The organism is Clostridioides sp. ES-W-0018-02, from assembly GCF_020658175.1.
Taxonomy (GTDB): Bacteria; Bacillota; Clostridia; order Peptostreptococcales; family Peptostreptococcaceae; genus Clostridioides.
The window spans coordinates 1,149,209-1,171,561 of the sequence record NZ_JACVVY010000001.1; the positions used below are offsets into that span (position 1 = coordinate 1,149,209).

The following is a 22,353-nucleotide window of genomic DNA, read 5'->3' on the forward strand; positions in this document are numbered from 1 at the left end:
CACTTTTAATATTTATTCACAAGCATAATTGAGTTCTTTTTTTATAACTTCTGCAAGTATTTTAATCCCTTCAACTATTTGCTCTTCTGACATTGTTGTATAATTAAGTCTCATAGTATTTTTTGGACCATTATTTGCAAAGAATGATTCTCCAGAAACATAGGCAACTCCAGCATCAATAGCTTTATCTAGTAAATTATCTACATTTATACTTTCAGGAAGTTCAACCCATATAAACATACCTCCATCTGGTTCTGTATATTTTGCTTCTTCTGGAAAATATTTTTTCATAGTTTCTAACATCAAGAAACATCTTTTTTTATACTCAGCTCTTATTTTTTCTACATGTTCATTTAAATTATACTTCTTTAAGTATTCTATTACCTGTACTTGAGAAAATTGATTTGATTGTAAATCGATACCTTGCTTTAAAAGTTCTGCTTTATCTATAATATCTATATTCCCACACATCCAAGCAACTCTAAATCCTGGACATAACACTTTTGAAAATGACCCTAGATATAATACTTTATCTTTAGTATCAAGTGATTTAAGTGTAGGTAGTGGTTCTTGTGTAAATCTTATTTCTCCATAAGGATTATCTTCTATTACTATGACATCATACTTGTTTACAACTTCCATAAAACCTTTTCTTCTTTGTAAAGACCATGTTTTTCCTGTAGGATTTTGGAATGTTGGTATTACATATATCACCTTTATGTTTGAATTTTCAGATAATAATTTATCTAAATCTTCTGTTACCATTCCTTCTTCATCTGTATCTACTCCTAAAAAATCACATTCATAAGGTCTAAATGCATTTATTGCACCTAAGTAACTTGGATTTTCTGTAACTACTATATCTCCTTTTTGTAATAAAATCATAGCACTAAGAGCTATACCTTGTTGTGAACCAGTAGTTATTATAATATTTTCTGGTTTTGTTTCAATATTTTCTTCTTCTTTCATTCTCTTAGCTATTATTTCTAACAACTCATCTTCACCTTTAGTAGGTCCATAAGCTAAAGCAAATTTTCCTCTTTCATCAAGTACTTGCTTAGTTACTTCACTTATTTCTTTTATTGGAAATAAGTTTGGGTCAGGAAGTCCTGCTGCAAAAGATATAACAGTTCCACCACTTGCCACTTTTTGAGCTATCTTCTTTTGAGAGTCTCTTATAGCTGAAGCCTTTACCATATCCATTCTTTTTGCATATTTCATAATAATTCATCCCCTTTTAAATAATTTCTTATTGTGATGCTAAGCAGGCTAGTGCTATTGAATTTATTTTAATTTCGGCTGTATCAGAGCGTGAACCTAAAATTATTGGATTTGTTGCCCCCAAAACAATCCCTGCCCACTTAGCTTTATTGAATCTAAGCCATGACTTTCCTAATATGTTTCCTGCCTCTATATTTGGAAATACAAGTAAGTCAACATCGCCAGCAATATTACTTTCGATACCTTTATGCTTTGCTGCATATGCATCAAATGCAACATCAAAGGCTATTGGACCTTCTACTATACAATTTGGTATTTCTCCTAATTTTACCATCTCTACAAGTGAATTAGCATCTACTGTAGATTGTATTTTGGGGTCTACCATTTCATTTGCAGTAAGTATAGCAGTTTTAGGATTTTCCATACCTATACTCTTCATAGTAAGAAGTGAATTTATCAATATATCTTTTTTTTGATTTAAATTTGGAGATACATTTATACCACTATCTGTACAATAAAGAAGTTTGTGGTATTGAGGCAATTCATATACTGCAAGTAAACTTAAAAGTCTTCCTGTTCTAAGACCAAACTCTTTATTTAATATAGCTCTCATATAAACACTTGTATTTACTAACCCCTTCATAAGAACTTTAGCATCCTTATTTTTAACTACTTCTACAGCTTTTTTAACTGATTCATCAGGATTTTGACACCCTATTATTTCATATCCCTTTAGTCCAATCTCTTTTGATATATTTTCTATTTTATCTTTATTGCCTACGAGAATTGGTTTTATAAGATTTAAATCTGTTGCTGATTTTACAGCTTTTAACACTTCTTCATCTTCTGCAACAGCAACACTTACAATAACAGGTTCAAGCTTTTTAGCTTCTTCTAATAAATTATTAAAATCTTTTAACATATTTTTTCTCCTAAATATTAATAAGTTTTTGCCATTTCTTCTCCATTAAGTACTCTAAGAGCTCCAAGAGCAAGTGCTTCCATTTCCATCTCACCTGCCACTATTTCTACTGGTGCTAAATATGAAACTTTTTCCATTATTCCTTTAATCACCATTTCCGAATGCGATATTCCCCCTGTTAAAATAATTCTATCTATATCTCCAGAAAGTGATGCTCCATACATAGAAATTTCTTTAGCTGTTTGATAGATGAATGCATCCATTATAAGTTTAGCTTTTTCATCACCATCTTTAATTCTATTTTCAATTTCTATCATATCTTTTGTTCCTAAATAATCGTACATACCCCCAATTGAGCTTACTTTTGCAACCATTTCATCGTGAGTATATTTTCCTGAGTAGCATAATTCTATAAGAGGGTATGCAAGTAATCCTCCACTTCTTTCTGGCGAAAATGGACCATCAGACCTTCCACCACTTCCATCTATCATTTTTCCTTTTTTATGTGCTACAATTGATATTCCAGAACCTAGATGAGCTACAATAAAGTTATAATCTTCATATTTTCCACCTAGTTTTTGTGCTATTTTTCTTGATACAGCCTTATGATTTAGTGCATGCAGCCAGCTAGCTTTTTCTATATCTGATATACCTGTAATCCTTGATACATCATCAAATTCATCTACAGAAACTGGGTCTACTACAAATGATTGAACTCCTATTTCATCTGCTATAGTCTTAGCTAACAAGGCACCTAAGTTTGATGCATGTTCTCCATTTATTTCATTTCTCATGTCCTCAATCATTTCTTTACTTACAATATAGGTACCACCTTTTATAGCCTTCATAAGTCCACCACGACCCACTACTGCATCAAAAGAATTTATATCATGATTTTCACTACTTAAAACATCCACTATTAATTGCTTTCTATAATCATATTCATCAAATACCTTGGAAAATTTTTTTAAATCTTCTCTTGTATGAGTTATATTTTTTTTCAAAACTTCATCTTTATCTTGAAATACAGAAATCTTTGTAGATGTACCACCAGGATTAATTACTAAAATTCTCACTTCAACGCCTCCTCGGTTTCATACTGTAGAACGTCGTTCTGTTAATTTTTTAAAATTTTTGTCGTCCTATCACTCAGAACGACGTTCTATATTTTATTAATTAAATACTAACACATAAAAATGAGTATTTCAATAATAATTTTAAATATTTAAAATATTCACTCATAGTCATATCCAGCTTCAAATGCTTCTACATTTTTGGCATTAAACTTTCCTTTACCTTGATTTTCAAAGTATTCACACATACCACTTTCAAATTCTTCTTTTGTGAATAAATCTAATTTCTTCACCATAGCACCTAACATACAAATATTAGCAGATTTTTCATTACCTAAATTTTGAGCTATTTCAGTAACAGGTACTTTTATAACATTAATATCTTCTCTATATTTTCTATCCTTATTTACTAGTGATTCATTGACAAACATATAACCATTTGCTTTCATTAAACTCTCATACTTATCTACTGATACACTATTCATTCCCAATAAGATATCTGGATTTTTTACACAAGGATTTGCAATTTTTTCATCACTTACAACAACATTACAATTTGCACTTCCTCCTCTCATCTCATTTCCATAAGATGGGAACCATGTAATCTTCTTTTCTGCCTTATATGCAACATACATTATAATTTTTCCTGCTGTAAGAACTCCCTGTCCTCCAAAACCAGCACATATAATTTCATTTAACATATTATTTCCTCCCTAATCAATAAATTCTCCAAGTGGATACTTTGGAACAAGTTCGTTTTCTATTCTCTTCATAGCATCTACTGGCTTTAATCCCCAGTTTGTTGGACATGGTACAAGTATTTCTATTAAGCAAAAGCCCTTTTTATCTTTTTGTTTTTCAAGTGCTTTTTTGATATATCTTTTTGTTGTATTTATTTCTTTAGGGTTAGTTATTGTTCCTCTTGCCAAATATGCTATATCTAAATTTCCCATAACTTTTACAACATCAAATGTTGAGCCATGGTCTTCATATGTTCTACCTGCTGGAGTAGAAGCTGTATGTTGACCTTGTACAGTAGTTGGAGCCATTTGCCCACCTGTCATTGCAAACATATTATTATTCATAACTAAAAATATTACATTATCATTTCTAGTAGCAGCTGACATAGTTTCTCCAAGCCCTATTGCATAAGCTCCACCATCTCCAGCTATTGTAAATATATATTTATCTGGTCTAACTCTTTTCATAGCTGCCATAGCTGCACCCATTTTACCATGAGGAGGAACAACAACATCTACATTCATACTAAATTGAAACATATGATTACATCCTATATCTGAGCATATAATCGTATCTTGACATATATTCATTTCTGTTAATACTTCTCCAATAATTCTATCGACTATAGAGTGTCCACAGCCTCCACAGAACATATTTTCACACATCATTATTGCTGGTGCTTTTTTAGCCATAATTAAAATACCTCCTCTTGCTTAGCTTTTCCATCTATAATCTCTTGAGCAAAATCTATTAATTGATTTACTTCTGCCATATATTGAGCTGTTGCTACTGAATATACTGGGAATCTATTATTACATGCTATAATTACATCTTCCTTCATTTGTGCCATCATATTCATTTCAACTGTTACAAGCCCTTTTAATGAATCTTTTAATTTTTTAAAAGCTTTTCTTGGGTAAGGCCACAATGTTTTTGGTCTTATTAATCCAAGTTTTATACCTCTTGCTCTTGCATCTCTAACTGCGCCTTCTGCTATTCTTGAAGAAATTCCATATGCAACAAATACCACATCTGCATCTTCTATCTCTATTTCTTCCCATCTTTGTTCATTTTCTTGAACTTTTCTCATTTTTTCTATATAACCTTTTTGCCATGTATCTTGGTCCTCAAAATATGTTATATCAGTTATTACTTTATTTTTTTCTCCAACAGGAGTTCCTTTTGCTGCCCATGGAGCGTTATCCTTATCATATTCTTTCATTGGTGGTGCTATACAAGGTTCTACCATTTGACCTATTGTAGCATCAGAAAGTATAAGTACTGGATGCATATATTTTTCAGCTAATTCAAAAGACTCATATGCCATATCCATATTTTCTTGAACACTATTAGGTGCTAATACAATTAAATGATAATCTCCATTTCCTCCACCTTTTACAGCTTGCCAGTAATTATCTTGACCAGCTCCTATAAATCCATCTCCTATACCATATCTCTGTACACATGCTACAACTGCTGGTAAACCAGCTGATACCCAATATGCAATTCCTTCTTGTTTTAATGAAAATCCAGGTCCAGATGAAGATGTCATAGCTCTTGCTCCAAGTGCACTTGCCCCCATAACCATATTTACGCTGGCTATTTCAGATTCACCTTGAATAAATACTCCTCCAACCTCTTTTTGTCTCCAAGCCATCATTTCTAATATTTCTGATTGTGGTGTTATTGGATAACCTGCATAAAATCTACATCCACCACGTATAGCTCCTTCTGCTAAGGCTTCATTTCCCTTAATTAATAAACTTTGCATACGTTTTCTCCCTTCCAATAAAAAGTTATTTATAATATCTCAAATACTAAATCAGGACACATTGTATAACAAGCGCCACATTGAACACACTTTTCTTCATCGACTTTGACTGTTACAAAGCCTTTTTTATTTGTGTAATCAGAAAGACTTATTGCTTCTTTTTTGCAAGCTTCAATACAAAGATAACACCCCTTACATCTTTCAACACTCAACTTGACTTTTTCCATTTTTCAAATCTCCCCTCTTATGTAGTAATTTTTTTACCTAATTTTAAATATATAATATTCATGTGGGTTTATTATATATATTTTATTATTGTTCTATTCTTTAGAACACTGTTCTGTTTTGTATTGCTTAATTAAAAGATATCACATTCGCTTATATATTTCAATAATTTTTTCAATTTTAAAAATATTTAATTTTTATATTCAATAAAAAAGAGACCCTATCTAAACTGGTATTTACAAATAACAATTTAAATTTAGTCTCTTTTTATTATTCAAATTTATTTCTTAAAATTATCTAAAAAGTTCAGATATGCTCTTTGCAGTTTCTATAACCCTTTTAATTTTATATTCAAAGTCTCCTTCTCGCATCCTTATAGTAGGACCTGATAGACTTATTGCTGCTATAGCTTTATTGTTTTTATCCAAAATAGGTGCTCCAATACAAGTTAAACCATGTTCTAGTTCTTGGTCATCTAGAGCATATCCTTGCTCTTTTATTTTTGCCAAAAAAATCATCATATCATCCCAATTATCAATTGTATGTTCTGTATATTTGTGTATTGGAGTTTTTCTGTATTTTTCAAAATCTATAGAATCATTAAATGCCATAAGACATTTCCCAACCGCTGAACAATAACATTCGCTACTAGAACCAACTGACGGATTTACTGAGAGTAATTGATTTGAACCATATTCTTTATGTATTATGATACTTCTTGGAGAATCTTGAGCTCTTTCTTCTAGTATAGACACATTCACCACTTCGTTAAATTCTTGATTTAATTTTTTCGTATATGGTTTTACTATTTCAGTCAATGACATCTGTTCTCCCACAACCATACCTATTGCATATAAATTTATTCCCAACCAATACTTACCATTCTCAGTGTTTTGTATAACAAAACCTTTGTTTTCAAGAGTTACTAAAGTTCTATGTATAGTACTCTTATATACTCCCATAATCTTACTTATTTCAGTTATTCCCATTTCTCTCTTTTCATGATATAATAGCAAAATTATGTCTAGGGCTCTATCTAATGCATTTATTATTTCTCCCATATACAAGTACTCCTCCTGCGAATATTAAGCGTTTATTCAACACTATACTAAATATTATATATTAAAATTACAAAATTATCTATTTATCTTAATTATATTTTATAAAACAAAAATATTATACTTATTTAACAAAATAAAGAGTCATACTAAGTATATGTTCCTTATTTTGACTTTTAATAGTACTCTACTGTTATATTTTTACCAACTCTAGATAATAATATATATATAATTATACAGCATATTTATTTTTATACAAGTCTAATAATGAGGTGAAATAATGGATAATTTAAAAGAGACATTGTTAAATGAACTAGATAATTTTAAAGAATATTCTTTAAAATTATTAAATGGAGAAATAAATAAAATGCAATACAAAGGATTTTCTGGTGGATATGGAGTTTAAAAAAATCATTTATGATAAGACTTCGAGTATCTGCTGGGGTATTGTCGAAATCTCAACTTAAAAAAATTTACCAAATGGCTACCAAACATAAGCTAGATAAGATACACTTAACAACTAGACAAGCTATACAATTACATGACTTGTCTATAGACTCTATAGTTGATATTATGGAAGAGGGAATAAAAAATGATATCTTCACTAGAGGCGGTGGTGGTAACTATCCTAGAAATGTAGGCTTATCTCCATTATCAGGAGTTGACCCTGACGAAGCTTTTGATGTTACCCCTTATGCAGTTGCTACTGATAAATATTTTATCAAAAATGCTACTACATATCACTTACCTAGGAAACTAAAAGTTTCCTATTCTAGTTGTTACACAGATTCTGCCCATTGTAGTATACAAGACTTAGGATTTGTAGCTACTCTAAAAAATGGCAAACCATATTTTAGAGTTTTCTTAGGTGGAGGTTTAGGTAAACAACCTAAAGTTGCTTTAGAACTTGATGAAGTTATAAAACCTAAAGATGCATTATATTGTGTAGAAGGAATGATTAAATTCTTTATGGCTTATGGTAATTATGAAAATAAAAACAAAGCTAGGGTTAGATATATGGTTGAAACGCTTGGAGAAAATATGTTTTTAGAAAAATTTAAAGAATACTATAAATTAGAAAAAGAAAAAGGTAATCTTGAACTTAATGTTGAACAAATCGACTATTCTAAACCTGGAATTAAGATAGATTTACATGACTCTAGATTAATACATCAAAAACAATCTGGCTTATATACTGTATATATACATCCAATTGGAGGTCTATTATCTAATAAAGATTTAAAACTTTTACTTCAAGGGTTAGATAATATTAAAAATCCTATGATTAGATTAGGTATGACAGAAGGCTTGTACATTCTAAATTTAGATGGAAATGAGGCAAAAAGGATATTAGAAATAAGCAAGACTATTAGTTGTAACTCTCAATTAGAACAGAGTATCTCCTGCATAGGTGTTCCTATTTGCCAGATGGGTATACAAAATAGCCAAAAAATATTACATGAGATAATAGATTATTTTAGATTACAAAACAATGAAGAAGTTTTAAGTAAAGCTCCTAAACTGTATATTTCAGGATGTCTAAATTCATGTGGTGTTCACCAAATTGGTAGCATAGGATTATGTGGTAAAAAGAAAAATGTCAATGGAGTATCTACTGATGCATTTGAATTATTTGTTGGAGGTAGTTTTGAAATAGGTAAGACTAGACTAGGAAAATCTCTAGGAGATTTTAAGGCTAGTGACATTCCTAAAATGCTTTATGAAATAGCTGAGGTTTCATCAGAAAATTTTTATGAATGGATAGATTCAAATGATGATTTATTAAATAAAATAATTGATAAGTATAAAATATGACTTAACATAAATGATTATAAAAAATGAGATAGCTTATAACTATCTCATTTTTTACAATCGTTTATGTTTTTATACTATTTATAAACTATTTTAGATAAATCACAAATTTCTAACATAGTATCATATATTTGTTTAAGTAGACCAAGTCTGTTATTTTTAATTGCTTCATCATTATCCATAACCATAACTGAATCAAATAGGTTATCAACTACAGGTCTTAAAGATGCAAACTCATCTAAAGCAGTACCGTATTTCTTATCTTTTAATAATTCTTTTACTCTTACTTTTACTTGCTTAAATTCATTATAAAGCTTAATTTCAGCATCTTCTTTTAATAGACTTTCATCAACCTTATCACATTCTGCTTTCTGAGCCAAAGTAGAAACTCTATTAAATGCAGTAAGCATTTCCACTAATTCATCTTTTTCTAGCCAATTATTAAGCTCTAAAGCTCTCATATGCATATCAGAAATATCATTTATATCAGAACTTAAAACAGCATCAACAACATCATATCTTATACCTAAATCTTTAAATAGATTTTTTACTCTTTCATTAAAGAAGTTCATTATTTGTTCAACAACATCTTCTTTATTAAAATCTAAGTTAGAATAATTATCTAAAGCATGTTCAATAAGTACTTTTAAGTCTACAGCTACTTTTCTATCCATAAGTATACTAAGTATACCTAAAGCTTGTCTTCTTAAAGCATATGGGTCTTGAGAACCTGTTGGTTGTATTCCTATAGCAAAAAATCCTGCTATTGAATCTAATTTATCAGCTATTGATAAAGCTACCCCTGCATTAGTTTTAGGAAGAATATCTCCTGCAAATCTTGGTAAATAATGTTCAAAAATAGCTTCACTTACAACATCATTTTCTCCTCCAACCTTCGCATATTCTTTTCCCATAAAACCTTGTAATTCATCAAATTCTCCTACCATTCCAGTAACTAAATCTGCTTTAGATAATTTAGCAGCTCTCATAGTGTCTGCCTTTTCATCTGCTAATCCTAAACTATCAAGTATATCAGCGCTTAGTTTTTCAAGTCTTAAAGTTTTGTCATAAATAGTACCCAATTTTACTTGGAAAACAACAGTTTTTAATTTTTCTATGTAGCTTTCTAAGTTTCTCTTAGTATCTTCTCTATAGAAAAATAAAGCATCAGCAAGTCTTGCTTCTAAAACTTTTTCATTTCCAGCTTTAACATTATCTATTCTGTAAGAATCTCCATTTCTAACAGCTATAAAGTTAGGTAACAGTTTTCCTTCTTTAAGAACTGGGAAATATCTTTGATGTTGTTTCATAGGAGTTATGACAACTTCTTTTGGTAGTTTTATATAATCTGTATTAAATTCGCCATAAAAAGCAGTTGGATATTCAACTAAGTAAGTTACTTCTTCAAGTAAATCTTCATCAAACTCAACTTCGCCACCTAAAGAATTGGCTACTTCTATACATTGTTTTCTTATAATTTCTTTTCTCTTATTTTGGTCTAAAACTATATGATTTTTCTCTAATTTTTCAAAATATTCTTCTATAGAATTAACTTCTATTGTACTTTCTCCTAAGAATCTATGCCCTTTTGTTACATTAGAAGATATTATTCCTTCTAAATCAAATTCTAATACCTTATCATTTAACAATGTAACTATCCATCTTATAGGTCTTGCAAATTTTAGGTTTTTTCCTCCCCAACGCATAGCTTTTGGAAATACTACAGATTTTATAGTTTCTGGTAATATCTCTTTTAACACTTCTGAAGTGTCTTTCCCAGCTTGCTTTATAGTAGCAAAAATATATTCATCTTTTCCAACTTGTTTAAAATATATATCAGATTCGCTTAATCCTTTACTTTTTATAAATCCTAAAGCTGGTTTTGTGAAATTATTGTCTTCATCAACAGCAATCTTCTTAGCTGGACCTTTTATTTCTTCTTCTAAATCACTTTGCTTATCACTTAAACCTTCAACTACTAAAGTCAATCTTCTTGGTGTTCCATAGGCATCTATTTTATTAAAAGATATTCTATTTTCCTCAAATAATTTATTAAGATTGTTTTTTAATTGTTCTAGTGTACTACCCATAAATCTTGATGGCATTTCTTCAACACCGATTTCAAATAAAAGATAATTTTTCATTATTTGTCACCGTCCTTTAAAAGAGGGAATCCCATTTCTTCTCTTTGTTTTACAAAAGTTTCTGCAACAGTTTTTGCCATATTTCTAACTCTACCTATAAATGAAGCTCTTTGACTAACACCTATTGCTCCTCTTGCATCCAATGTATTAAATGCATGAGAACATTTTAATACATAATCATATGAAGGTATTACAAGACCACTTTCCATAAGTCTTAATGCTTCTTTTTCATATATATCAAACAGATTAAACAACATATCTGCATCACATAATTCAAACGCATACACTGAATTTTCATACTCAGCTTTATTAAACACTTCGCCATAAGTTATTTTATCATTCCATTTTAAATCATAAACACTATCAACTTCTTGAATGTACATAGCTAATCTTTCTAACCCATATGTAATTTCTCCTGTCTCAAGCTCACATTCAATATTACCTACTTGTTGGAAGTATGTAAATTGAGTTATTTCCATACCATCTAACCAAACTTCCCATCCAAGTCCCCAAGCACCAACTGTGGCAGCTTCCCAGTTGTCTTCAACAAATCTTATGTCATGTTCACTTGGGTCAATTCCAATTTCTTTTAAGCTCTCTAAATACAATTCTTGTATATTATCTGGAGATGGCTTTAGTATAACTTGGAATTGATGATGTTGATATAATCTGTTTGGGTTTTCACCATATCTTCCATCTGCTGGTCTTCTTGAAGGCTCTACATAGCATACTTGCCAAGGCTCAGGTCCTAATGATCTTAAAAAAGTATTAGGATTCATAGTTCCAGCACCTTTTTCAACATCGTAAGGTTGCATCATGATACAACCTTGCTTTGACCAGTATTTTTGCAATGCCAGTATCATTTCTTGAAAATTCATAAAAATCCCTCCTATAACAATAAAGCCTCTCGTCTACACGAAAGGCTATTTTAATAGTTCTTCTACAACTTTTAGAATATCAAATTCTATAAAATTTGTCAATGTTAGTGATAATTCTTATAATTATCTTCTTTTCATTTTTTAAAAGTCACTTTATATCTATTTATTTTCGTCTTCGTTTTCATTATTCTTTTCAGATTCTTCTTTCATTAGATCAGCAGTTACATCTTTATCATCTTCTTTTTTATCAACTACTACATCTTTTACATCTTTGGCTGCATTAGTTATCATATTCTTCAAAACATGAAGTTTTTCTTCATTTAATTCACCTAAGTCTACAACTTCACCATCTTCTTCATTTTGAACTTTTATACGATATTTACTTATAACAGCAGCTGATAAACCAACTAGAGTAGCTAATGGTACAAAAGCTAATCCAACAACTCCTACTGTTAAAGGAATATTCATCATAGTTTTTCCATCTTTTTCAACTATTACTCTTACAACACTACTTTTTTTAAGAAGTTCTTTTAATTGATATTTTATATTTTCTCCATCTTTACCAAATACTTCTTCCATAGTTTCTTTAGCAGATTTAGCTTTACAATTACAAGTATTCTTTTTATTTTCTAAATATATTACTGCCTCAATTACATCTCCATTACATTCCACTAATGCTTCTTTTGCTTCTGCATAAGTTGCTCCTGGAACTCTTTCAAAGACTGAATCAACCATTTCAATAGTTATATTACTACTCATTATTATCCACTCCCTTATTGTTTTTTACACTTTGCAATACGTGTAATGATTTTAGATTAATATTATCAACATAAACTTTCAAATATTTTTCTAGTATATTTTCGAGTTCATGTGTTATATATTTTGATACTTTAGCTTTGCTACATGTTAAAATATCATTCCTTAATACATATTCCATGAGACTAACAGTTGTTAAATCCAGTTTTATATTATTATCAAAAAGTGTATTACACTTACTACATAGTATACCACCTTCATAAACATTAAACATAGAATTTTGCAAAATTTTACTTCCGCAATTAATACATTTATTTACTATTGGTTTAAATCCTATATAGTCCAAGAACTTTAACTCAAATGCAGCTGTTACAAATCTATTATCTGTATTTTCTTGTGTATATAAATACAGCGTCTGTGCAAGTAATATAAATAACCTATTATTAGTCTGATTTTCAAGTATAGAATTTTCAACTAATTTTGTAATATATGTAGCATAAGAAAATGCCTCTATATCGTAGGATATATTATAAAAACTCTTTATGATTTCACTTTGAGTAACCTTGTACATATTTCCTTGTTTTTTTAAAGTAAAATTGCTATAAGAAAATAACTGTGATGATGAAAGTAAAGAGCTCTTATTTTTTTTAGCTCCTTTTGCTATTGCAGATACTTTTCCAAGCTTTCTCGTAAACAGAGTAAGTATTATATCACTTTCCTTGTACCTTATAGCTTTAAGTACTATCCCCTGGGTGTTCAGGATTATCATCGTCTTCTTTTTTCTCCCTTACTTCTTCGACTTCTTCACTTAGGTTTTTGCAATCACAGAAGTATAGATATGCATCTATACTGCCTGTTTTTTTAAAAACTTCCCAACTGATATTGTTCATTTTTAAAAAACCCCCTTCTTACATTTATACTTATATTTTTAGTAAGAAGAGGATAAATCATACATAAAGTTATTAAACAATTTTTGACAATAACGCTGTCGTTATTATAAAATAAACTGCTATACCAGTTATATCAAGAGCTGTAGATATAATTGGTGATGAAACTGTAGATGGATCTGCATCCATCTTTTTTAATAAAACAGGCATAAATGCACCTATTGTTGCACCCAAAACCATATTTATAAATAATGATATTGAAACAATTAATACAATGTCTAATTTTTTCATAACAAAGTAAATTACAATACCTGTTATTATACTACACAAAAGACCTGTAATAATTCCTACAATACCTTCTCTTACCACATTGCTAAAATTCAAATCTTTATTAGACAGTGTTATTACTGTAACAGAAGATGATTGTGTTCCAATATTACCACCCATACCTATTACTACAGGTATAAAAAATACCAGTGGAGCATATATAGGGTTCATTATATAATCTAAATTAGAAAGTATTAGAGAAGCCAATAGACCTCCAATTAATGTAATAATTAACCATGGCAGTCTACCTCTAAGAGCTGATATTGTCTGCTCTTTCAATGTAGGATTTTCCTTTTCAGCAACTTCTCTTTCATGCTCTGAACTTCCTGCAAATTTATACATATCTTCAGTTGCTTCTTCTTCCATAACATCTATTATATCATCTACTGTTATTATCCCTTTTAACTTTTCTTGTCTATCTACTACTGGAATTGCTATTAAATTGTATTTCGATACTAACCTAACCGCTTCTTCTCTATCTTCATCTACATAAACAGAAATTATATTTTCACTCATTAAATCTTCTACTATATTTGCATCTCTCGCTATTATTAGCTCTCTTAAAGATAATACTCCAACTAGCTTTTCTTCATCATCAACTACATATATATAATAAATAGTCTCAGCTTCATCAGCTTCTTCTCTCATATGTTCTATTGCCTCAAGAGCTGTCATATCTTTATTTATAGAAATATATCCAGTGGTCATTGTTCCACCTGCAGAGTCTTCATCATAGAATAATAATTCTTTTACATAGTCAGCGTTTTCTTGATTTAAAAGATTTATTATATGTTCTCTTTCTTCTTCTTCAAGTTCACTAAGTTTATCTGCCATGTCTCCAAGAGACATAAGTTCAAGTATGTTTTTTGCATGTTCTACATCTAACTTAGATAAAATACTAATAAAAAACTCTACACTACCTTCTTCTAATATAGAAGATGCCATATCTAGAGGAAGTACTTCAAACAGTTGAATTTTCATGTCTTCCTCTAAATTTTCCATTATATCGAATATATCAATTATATGATATTCCTCTATTAATTCTCTTAACTCCAATACTTTATTATTATCAATTAATGATTTTACTTCATATAATAAATCTTGGGAAGCATCCAGTTTCCTATCCATATAACCCACCTTTATTTATCATTATATCCAAAATTATTTATATAATTTTGTAAATTTCTCCAATTTTCTTTAACCTTAACCCATAACTGGAGATTTATTTGTGAACCTAAAAGTAATTCTATATCTTGTCTTGCTGATTTACCTATTCCTTTTAGTTTCCTACCATTCTTTCCTATTATTATTCCCTTATGTGAATCTCTTTCACAATATATTACAGCAGATACATCTACTATTTCTTTATCATTTCTTGCTTTCATTTTTTCAATTTCAACAGCTACACCATGAGGTATTTCATCATTAAGATAATGAAGAACTTTTTCTCTTATAAGTTCTGCTATTAATACTCTCTCTGGTTGATCTGTAATCATATAATCTGGAAAATACTTTGGTCCTTCTTCTAAGTAATTTTGTATAACTTTTATTAGAGTATCTGTATTTTTTCCTTTTAACGCTGATATTGGTACTATCTCTTTGAAAATACCTTCTCTATCATACATTTTTATTATATCAAATAATTCATCTTTTTGACCTAGTTGGTCTATTTTATTTACAACTAGAATTATTGGTGTCTTAACAGATTTTAAATCCTCTATTATTTTTCTGTCTCCAGGACCTATTTTTTTAGAATCATCAACTACAAATAATATTAAATCTACATTTTTAAAAGCTTCTGTTGCTGCCTTTACCATGAATTCACCTAATTTATTTTTAGGTTTGTGAATACCTGGTGTATCTAAAAATACTATTTGAGTTTCTTCATCTGTATAGACTGCTTGTATTGTATTTCTTGTAGTCTGAGGTTTATCACTCATTATAGCTATCTTTTCCCCTACTACATTATTCATTAAAGTAGATTTCCCTACATTTGGTCTACCTACTATACTGACAAATCCTGATTTGAACATTAACTGTCTCCTAACTTTTATCTTCTTGTATTTAATTGCTTTAAATTTATTTTAGTTTTTTAATTTATTTTAAATCATTTCCAGAGAAATAGTTTGGTAGCAAATCTTTTATATCATGCTCAAACACCTCTCCTTTAGTATATCCTGTTATTATTTTTATATCAGAACCAAACTCTATAATTACTTGTCTACATATTCCACAAGGATATGTTTGTTCATTATTTTCTGAGTTATCACTTGCTATTGCTATTTTATATATATCCTTATCACCTTCTGATATAGCTTTAAAAATAGCTGTTCTTTCTGCGCAATTTGTTCCACCTAATGATGCACATTCTATATTACATCCAGTATAAACTTTTCCACTCTTAGTCAAAAGAGCTGCACCCACTCTAAAACTTGAGTAAGGAGCATAAGAATGTTGTCTAGCATCTTCTGCCAACTTTAACAATTCTATGTTGTCCACAACATCTCCTCCTGTATACACTTATTAGAATTTATTTTTATTTAATACTCTACATTATATCATAAAAATTTAATTGTAACAGATTTGTTTCATTGTTAAATATTTTATGTACATTCATTTTAATTATAAAACATTCCAAGCTGAAATACTAATACTGCTATTAACACGCCTAACAAAGCTCCTGCTATGGTTTCCCAGAATGTATGTATTTTTCCCTCAATCCTACTTTGAGCAACCAATACAGCCATTATATATGCAAGAGTAGATGCAACTACTCTTTCTGTCATAAGTGTAATTGCAGTTGCTATAGCAAATGCTAAAGCAGCATGACCACTTGGCATACCTCCTTTTAAAGGTGTCCCTGTTGAAGTCAATGCTTTTACTACTACTACAGCTATAAGAACCAATAATATGCATATCAAGGTTATATGTAATTCTGATTCTCTTATCTTGTAAATTAACATTCCAGATATATCTGTCAATTTATCATAAAATAAAATATATCCAACTACTACTGAGTTTAATGCTGCTACTAGTACACCACCTGCTGCAACATCTTTTGCTATTTTTGCAAGTACATGATATTCATCAGTTACCAGGTCTACTGCTTTTTCTATAGCTGTATTAAACATCTCAGCAACTACAACTAAACATATAGACATCAGTAACATTATCATTTCCAATTTTGAAAAGTTAAAAAATAAACTTATTATAAGCACAGCAACTGAGCCTAAGTAATGTATTTTCATATTCCTTTCAAATTTAAATGTATATAATATTCCTTCTATAGCTGCATTAAAAGCTTTAATTATACCTTGACGAGTTTTTCCTGTTTTCATAAGAATTACTCCCTTGTTATGTTTAACTTATTTAATATGTATTCTTCTTTTTCTCTCATTTCTTTTGTATTTTCATCTGTATCATGGTCATACCCTAAAAGATGAAACATACTATGACATATTAAAAAACATACTTCTCTTTCAAAGCTATGATTATATTCTATGCTTTGCTCTAAAGCTCTTTCAAGAGATACTACTATATCTCCTAAAGATTCTTCTTCCAATTCAACATCTTCAAAATCATCACTTAAAAGAGGAAATGATAAAACATCAGTTGGTCTATCAACTCCTCTATATTCTCTATTTAATTCATGAATCTCTTTATTATCTACAAAAGAAAGACTCACTTCATAATTATCATCATATCCTTCATAATCCAAACACTCTAAAATTATATCTTTTATTTTTTCTATTAGTTCTTCATTTACTTCTAATTTATCTTGTCTATCATCTAATATCAAATCCATTAATTACACCTACTTTTTATTCATTAATAATGCTATACATCTATATTACTACACTTTTACTTTCTTTTGAAAGTCTTTTCCTGTATTTTCATTTTTTTGCGCTCTTCTTTTTTAAATTCTTCTTTTTTATCATGCTTCTCATAAGCTCTTATTATTCTCTGTACTAGCTCATGTCTTACAACGTCTCTGTCTGTTAACATTATAGAGCCTATCCCTTGAACGCCCTTAAGAATCTCTGTAGCTTGTATAAGACCACTTTTTTTATTTTGAGGCAAATCTGTTTGTGTTATATCACCTGTAACTACAGCCTTAGAACCAAATCCTAATCTAGTTAAAAACATTTTCATTTGCTCAGAAGTTGTATTTTGAGCTTCATCTAATATTATAAAAGAATTATCAAGAGTTCTACCTCTCATAAATGCAAGTGGTGCAACTTCTATAGTACCTCTTTCTAAATACTTATTAAACTTATCAGCACCCAACATTTCAAATAATGCATCATATAATGGTCTTAAATATGGGTCTACTTTATCTTTTAAATCTCCTGGTAAAAATCCTAAACTTTCTCCAGCTTCCACTGCTGGTCTTGTAAGTATAATTCTACTAACTTCATCTCTTTTAAAAGCTTTCACTGCCATAGCCACAGCAAGATAAGTCTTTCCTGTTCCAGCAGGGCCAACACCAAAAGTTATATCATTATTTTCTATAAGCTTTATATACTCTTTTTGCCCTAAAGTTTTAGGTTGAACAGCTTTACCTCTTTGAGTTATAACAATTGTACCTTCAAGTTCTTTTATCTTTTGCTCACTACCTTCAAGTAAAAGAGATAATGAATAAGAAATGCTTTGTTTATCTAAATGCTTACCATTTGATACAGTTTGATGCAATTCATTCATAAGTTTTAATGCAGAATCTACATTTTTTTCTTCTCCTATTAAAATTATATTGCCTTCTCTAAGTATTACATCTATATTTAAAGTTTTCTCTATCAATTTTACATTTTCATCAAAGTTGCCAAATAACTCTCTTTCAAAATTGCCATCTGCTATTGTAAATTTTTTTTGTATTATCAATTGAATTAATCCTCCTCAAGTTTTAGGTTAAATTTTATTAATTGTTGTTACTATTATTATTTTGACTATTGTTACTATTTTGATTACTATTATTTCCATCAGAATTATTTTGGTCGTTATTATCTTTATTATCCTCATTAAACTCATTTCTTATATCATTTATTGGTCTTTTTTGTGGATTAGAAGGAACTTCCTCTTCTCCCTCTTTTGGTTTACTATCTTCCTTTATAAATCTTTCTGCCTCTGCTTTACTAAGAGGATAAATTTTAGCTATATTTTCACTAGTTTGAACTGTTATTAAATATTCTAACATATTTTTATTAACCTTATAGCTATGTTTTACATCTATTATTCTAGCCGAAGCTGGTATTATGTATTCTAATTCTTTTAAAGCTTTTTCAGATAATTCTTTTTTCAACTCTTCTTTGTTCTTTTTCACTTCAACTTTTTTGGTTTCATAAAAAGTACTCGTCTTTATTTTTATAGGGAAAGTATAATCTCCCATTGAAAGTCTTTTTTCTTTATTTTCAACAACATAATTTTTATATTTTATATTTTTTCTAATTGTAAATTCTTTATCATAAAAACTTATTGTGTGTACCTTTTTCTTTTCTCCAGTTTTTTTATTTACAGTATCTACATAGCTTGCCTTTTTAGTAGATTCATAAAAAGTACTTGCCCATACTTCGGGTATTGATTTTGTATTAGCACCATTTAGTAAAACAGCGCCCTTTTGGACTATATCTCCAGATTTAACAACAGACTTACCACTTCTAGGGATTACCTTTTCTATTATACCATTTTTTAAAGCAATTACATTACAATAATTTGATTGGTCTGTAGATTTTAAGGATTCAGCCTTTTTTGTAACAGTAACAAATATATTGGTTCCTTTTACATTAATAGATAAATATGCGACATCATTAAATTTTGACATCATATGGTCCCTAACTTCTTTTCTGTCAATACTCTTTTTGTATACTCCTGGTCTTACTCCAACTTTATAAAGTTCACTTCTAAGAGTTTCTTTTTTTATACCTTCTGGAGATTGTATATATACATCCGTTACAAATTGTGATGTTGACATCAATAAAAGTAAAGAAACAATAGCACAAATCCACATACCTTTGTGCTTATAAATTCTTTTAATAATAAAAGGAACTCCTGTTTTTTGTTTTACCTTAATATCAAACTTACTTCCTCTATAAATATTCTTAAATTCTTTTATATCTTGTCTATTTATATTAAACTCGATTTTAGTATTTTTTATTCTAGTTACATTGTAAACATTTATTCCATTTCTTATAAGATGATTTAAAAATTGTTCAAGCCCTACTCCTTCCACAACTATAACATAGTATCCCCTTATAAAACTTATCAAGTGTATCTCCTCCTAATCAACATACTCCACATTGTATATAATTCCCTTTATACCTATCTCACTGTCAGTAATATACTTAAGCGAAAGTTTATCCCCAGATATTTTAATTGTTTTTACCTTAGTCTTTATTTTTATTAAATCAACTTCATATTCTAGTATTGATAGATAATTTTCTATACTCATAAAAGTATTACTTGTAACAGTAACAACTGGTTGATTTACTTGTAAATCAGTGGATATTTCTAACATAAGCATTACCCCCTTAATTAATTTTATGCTTAAAATAGGTATTTATGCACTTTATTGATACTATCATGGAGTAGTTTTAAATTTTTTTAGACAGTAAATACCTAATATTTAATATATTATTTAAACAAGAAAAAGGTAATCATATTGATAAAAATCAACATGATTACCTTTTTACTTTTTTGTATATAAAATATAAAAAGTATACAATTTTTTTATTAGTCTTGCTCTATTAAACCATATCCACCTGCTTTACGCTTATATACTATATTTATTTCAAAGTTATCTTGATTTCTAAACATATAGAAGTTGTGTCCTACCAACTCCATTTGAAGAATTGCCTCTTCTGAACTCATAGGTTTTACATTAAATTTCTTTCTTCTCTCTATAACTATATTTTCATCTTCCTCATCATCATAGTCATAATCATTAAATTCGCTACTATTATCTATAAAGTCAATATTTTCAAATCTTATGCTTTTATTATTTTGAACTTTGTCTTTAACCTTAGTCTTATACTTTACAACTTGTCTACTTAATTTGTCACAAACAATGTCAATTGCTGCATATAAATCTTCTTCTACGTCTTCTGCCCTTATTATTTGACCATTAATAGGAATTATTGTAACCTCCACTTTCTGTCTATCCTTTTTCGCACTTACTGTTACTTTCACTTCTGATTCAGGATCAAGGTATTTTTCTAACCTACTTAATTTTCCATCTACGTATCCTTTTATTCCGTCAGTTAATTTCATTTGTCTTCCAGATACTATTATTTGCATAAAAACCTCTCCCTTCGAGCCTTTCCAATTCTAATACTTTAATATGTTAATCTTTAAATATATTTTTGATACATTTATTATATTTAAATTAATATAATTGTATATGAAAATGATTATTTTTAATAGTCTATTCATTTTTTATTTGATATGATATTATTAAAAGTACGGGGTAATTTACAAAACCTTTACATTCTATTTATTAATAAACCATATAAAATAATTCAAAAATCCAGCATAAACCAGCCATATCAAATAAACCAAATTTATATATCCAGCTCTCTTATCTATTTTAGAAAATTTTAAAATAACTATTATAGAAACCATAATCATTATTATTATGTCTATTAAAGCTGTAAATCTAAGTCCAAATCCAAAAAATAGTATACTCCAGACAAAATTTAATGCAAGTTGTAATCCATAATAAAACACTGCATCTCTTACTTTAGGCAAGTTGTAACCTTTTTTTAATATTAGGTATGAAGATATACCCATCAATATGTACAATATAGTCCAAACAATAGGGAAGATAAAAGCTGGTGGTGCAAAGCTTGGTTTTGTAAGTTGTAGATAGTACGTTGAAATATCTGTTCCACTAATCAACATGGTCAAAATACTACTTAAATAACCTATTATTAATGGTATTGATATGTTTATCAAAAAATTTCTAATTTCCTTTACCGATATAATCAAATTTTTCCCCTTCTTTCAAAATTTTCTTTGATTATAGATATGCTCAGATATGACTTGTTATTCTCAAAAATTATAAAAAGCCTAGAGATTTCTCTCTAGGCTATATCAATCTATTGTAAGTTTTGTTTTACCAACTTATTTATAAGTTTTCCGTCAGCTCTACCCTTAACTTTTGGTTGAATAACTGACATTATTTTTCCCATATCCTTCATAGATGTTGCCCCTACTTCAGATATAGTACATTTTACAATTTCTTCTAACTCTTCTTCGCTTAATTGTTGAGGTAGGTACTCTTTTAAAACTTCAATTTCAGCTTCTGTTTCTTTTACTAAGTCTTCTCTTCCAGCTTTTTCAAATTCAACTAATGCATCTCTACGTTGCTTTAATTGTTTTGCTATTACATCGATAATTCCATCTTCATCAAGTTCAGTTCTATTATCAACTTCATACTGCTTTATGGAAGCTCTTATTAAAGTTACTACAGATTTTCTCACTGTATCTTTGTTTTTCATCGAAGATTTCAAATCCTCTTGTAACTTTTGCTTAAGGGACATCCCCTTC

The 22,353-nt window shown here is 29.2% G+C and carries 26 protein-coding genes; 2 read left to right on the forward strand and 24 right to left on the reverse strand.

Annotated elements, in window-relative coordinates:
• Positions 1-12: 12 nt before the first annotated feature.
• The 8 genes from IC219_RS05125 to IC219_RS05160 all read right to left on the reverse strand — a co-directional run bounded on the left by IC219_RS05125 (position 13) and on the right by IC219_RS05160 (position 7,014).
• Positions 13-1,221 carry a PLP-dependent aminotransferase family protein gene (locus tag IC219_RS05125; protein WP_227830745.1) on the reverse strand — a complete coding sequence of 403 codons (1,209 nt, stop codon included), beginning with the start codon at positions 1,219-1,221 and terminating at the stop codon, positions 13-15.
• Positions 1,222-1,249: 28 nt separating this feature from the next.
• Positions 1,250-2,143 (reverse strand): bifunctional enoyl-CoA hydratase/phosphate acetyltransferase, encoded by an 894-nt coding sequence (locus IC219_RS05130; RefSeq protein WP_227830746.1) that lies wholly within the window; start codon positions 2,141-2,143, stop codon positions 1,250-1,252.
• Positions 2,144-2,160: 17 nt separating this feature from the next.
• Positions 2,161-3,219, reverse strand: a complete 1,059-nt coding sequence (gene buk, locus IC219_RS05135) for a butyrate kinase (RefSeq protein ID WP_227830747.1) — start codon at positions 3,217-3,219, stop codon at positions 2,161-2,163.
• A 158-nt stretch (positions 3,220-3,377) separates the two neighbouring features.
• Positions 3,378-3,917, reverse strand: a complete 540-nt coding sequence (locus IC219_RS05140) for a 2-oxoacid:acceptor oxidoreductase family protein (RefSeq protein ID WP_227830748.1) — start codon at positions 3,915-3,917, stop codon at positions 3,378-3,380.
• 12 nt (positions 3,918-3,929) lie between these two features.
• A complete protein-coding gene (locus IC219_RS05145) occupies positions 3,930-4,649 on the reverse strand; it encodes a thiamine pyrophosphate-dependent enzyme (RefSeq protein ID WP_227432607.1) in 720 nt (239 codons plus the stop codon).
• Between the two features lie 2 nt (positions 4,650-4,651).
• On the reverse strand, positions 4,652-5,728 hold the full coding sequence (vorB, locus tag IC219_RS05150; RefSeq protein ID WP_227830749.1) for a 3-methyl-2-oxobutanoate dehydrogenase subunit VorB: 1,077 nt from the start codon (positions 5,726-5,728) through the stop codon (positions 4,652-4,654).
• A 29-nt stretch (positions 5,729-5,757) separates the two neighbouring features.
• On the reverse strand, positions 5,758-5,955 hold the full coding sequence (locus IC219_RS05155; protein ID WP_227432605.1) for a 4Fe-4S dicluster domain-containing protein: 198 nt from the start codon (positions 5,953-5,955) through the stop codon (positions 5,758-5,760).
• Positions 5,956-6,246: 291 nt separating this feature from the next.
• On the reverse strand, positions 6,247-7,014 hold the full coding sequence (locus IC219_RS05160) for an IclR family transcriptional regulator (RefSeq protein WP_227432604.1): 768 nt from the start codon (positions 7,012-7,014) through the stop codon (positions 6,247-6,249).
• Between the two features lie 277 nt (positions 7,015-7,291).
• Here IC219_RS05160 and IC219_RS21960 point away from each other — a divergent pair, with 277 nt between their 5' ends.
• A complete protein-coding gene (locus IC219_RS21960; protein ID WP_413926911.1) occupies positions 7,292-7,417 on the forward strand; it encodes a hypothetical protein in 126 nt (41 codons plus the stop codon).
• Positions 7,418-7,428: 11 nt separating this feature from the next.
• On the forward strand, positions 7,429-8,826 hold the full coding sequence (locus IC219_RS05165; protein WP_413926910.1) for a nitrite/sulfite reductase: 1,398 nt from the start codon (positions 7,429-7,431) through the stop codon (positions 8,824-8,826).
• Positions 8,827-8,900: 74 nt separating this feature from the next.
• Here IC219_RS05165 and glyS read toward each other — a convergent pair whose 3' ends face one another.
• The 16 genes from glyS to IC219_RS05245 form a co-directional block, all read right to left on the reverse strand.
• The gene (gene glyS / locus IC219_RS05170; protein WP_227482836.1) at positions 8,901-10,967 is read right to left on the reverse strand and encodes a glycine--tRNA ligase subunit beta; all 2,067 of its coding nucleotides are present in this window, start codon (positions 10,965-10,967) and stop codon (positions 8,901-8,903) included.
• Positions 10,967-11,845, reverse strand: a complete 879-nt coding sequence (gene glyQ / locus IC219_RS05175) for a glycine--tRNA ligase subunit alpha (RefSeq protein WP_227432601.1) — start codon at positions 11,843-11,845, stop codon at positions 10,967-10,969. The genes glyS and glyQ overlap by 1 nt, the downstream gene beginning before the upstream one ends.
• A 159-nt stretch (positions 11,846-12,004) precedes the next feature.
• Entirely contained in the window at positions 12,005-12,604 is a 600-nt protein-coding gene (locus tag IC219_RS05180; RefSeq protein WP_227432600.1) for a DUF4342 domain-containing protein, read from the reverse strand.
• Positions 12,597-13,370: a DNA repair protein RecO gene (recO, locus tag IC219_RS05185; RefSeq protein ID WP_227432599.1), complete on the reverse strand. Its 774-nt coding sequence runs from the start codon at positions 13,368-13,370 to the stop codon at positions 12,597-12,599. Before recO ends, IC219_RS05180 begins: the two co-directional genes overlap by 8 nt.
• A complete protein-coding gene (locus tag IC219_RS05190) occupies positions 13,336-13,491 on the reverse strand; it encodes a YqzL family protein (RefSeq protein WP_227432598.1) in 156 nt (51 codons plus the stop codon). The genes recO and IC219_RS05190 overlap by 35 nt, the downstream gene beginning before the upstream one ends.
• Before the next feature lie 72 nt (positions 13,492-13,563).
• Positions 13,564-14,943 (reverse strand): magnesium transporter, encoded by a 1,380-nt coding sequence (gene mgtE / locus IC219_RS05195; RefSeq protein WP_227432597.1) that lies wholly within the window; start codon positions 14,941-14,943, stop codon positions 13,564-13,566.
• An 11-nt stretch (positions 14,944-14,954) separates the two neighbouring features.
• A complete protein-coding gene (gene era, locus IC219_RS05200; protein WP_227432596.1) occupies positions 14,955-15,848 on the reverse strand; it encodes a GTPase Era in 894 nt (297 codons plus the stop codon).
• Positions 15,849-15,912: 64 nt separating this feature from the next.
• Positions 15,913-16,314 carry a cytidine deaminase gene (locus IC219_RS05205; RefSeq protein ID WP_227432595.1) on the reverse strand — a complete coding sequence of 134 codons (402 nt, stop codon included), beginning with the start codon at positions 16,312-16,314 and terminating at the stop codon, positions 15,913-15,915.
• Between the two features lie 119 nt (positions 16,315-16,433).
• Positions 16,434-17,153: a diacylglycerol kinase gene (locus IC219_RS05210; protein ID WP_227432594.1), complete on the reverse strand. Its 720-nt coding sequence runs from the start codon at positions 17,151-17,153 to the stop codon at positions 16,434-16,436.
• Positions 17,154-17,158: 5 nt separating this feature from the next.
• Positions 17,159-17,620 carry an rRNA maturation RNase YbeY gene (ybeY, locus tag IC219_RS05215; protein WP_227432593.1) on the reverse strand — a complete coding sequence of 154 codons (462 nt, stop codon included), beginning with the start codon at positions 17,618-17,620 and terminating at the stop codon, positions 17,159-17,161.
• A 56-nt stretch (positions 17,621-17,676) separates the two neighbouring features.
• A complete protein-coding gene (locus IC219_RS05220; RefSeq protein ID WP_227482837.1) occupies positions 17,677-18,693 on the reverse strand; it encodes a PhoH family protein in 1,017 nt (338 codons plus the stop codon).
• A 37-nt stretch (positions 18,694-18,730) separates the two neighbouring features.
• Positions 18,731-20,074 (reverse strand): sporulation protein YqfD, encoded by a 1,344-nt coding sequence (yqfD, locus tag IC219_RS05225; protein WP_227432591.1) that lies wholly within the window; start codon positions 20,072-20,074, stop codon positions 18,731-18,733.
• A 12-nt stretch (positions 20,075-20,086) separates the two neighbouring features.
• On the reverse strand, positions 20,087-20,323 hold the full coding sequence (locus tag IC219_RS05230; protein WP_227432590.1) for a YabP/YqfC family sporulation protein: 237 nt from the start codon (positions 20,321-20,323) through the stop codon (positions 20,087-20,089).
• A 215-nt stretch (positions 20,324-20,538) separates the two neighbouring features.
• Positions 20,539-21,102: a ribosome hibernation-promoting factor, HPF/YfiA family gene (gene hpf / locus IC219_RS05235; RefSeq protein WP_227432589.1), complete on the reverse strand. Its 564-nt coding sequence runs from the start codon at positions 21,100-21,102 to the stop codon at positions 20,539-20,541.
• A gap of 192 nt (positions 21,103-21,294) precedes the next feature.
• Positions 21,295-21,792: a TspO/MBR family protein gene (locus IC219_RS05240; protein WP_227432588.1), complete on the reverse strand. Its 498-nt coding sequence runs from the start codon at positions 21,790-21,792 to the stop codon at positions 21,295-21,297.
• Between the two features lie 110 nt (positions 21,793-21,902).
• Complete coding sequence (locus IC219_RS05245) at positions 21,903-22,346, reverse strand: GatB/YqeY domain-containing protein (RefSeq protein ID WP_227432587.1); 444 nt, start codon at positions 22,344-22,346, stop codon at positions 21,903-21,905.
• Between the last annotated feature and the right edge of the window lie 7 nt (positions 22,347-22,353).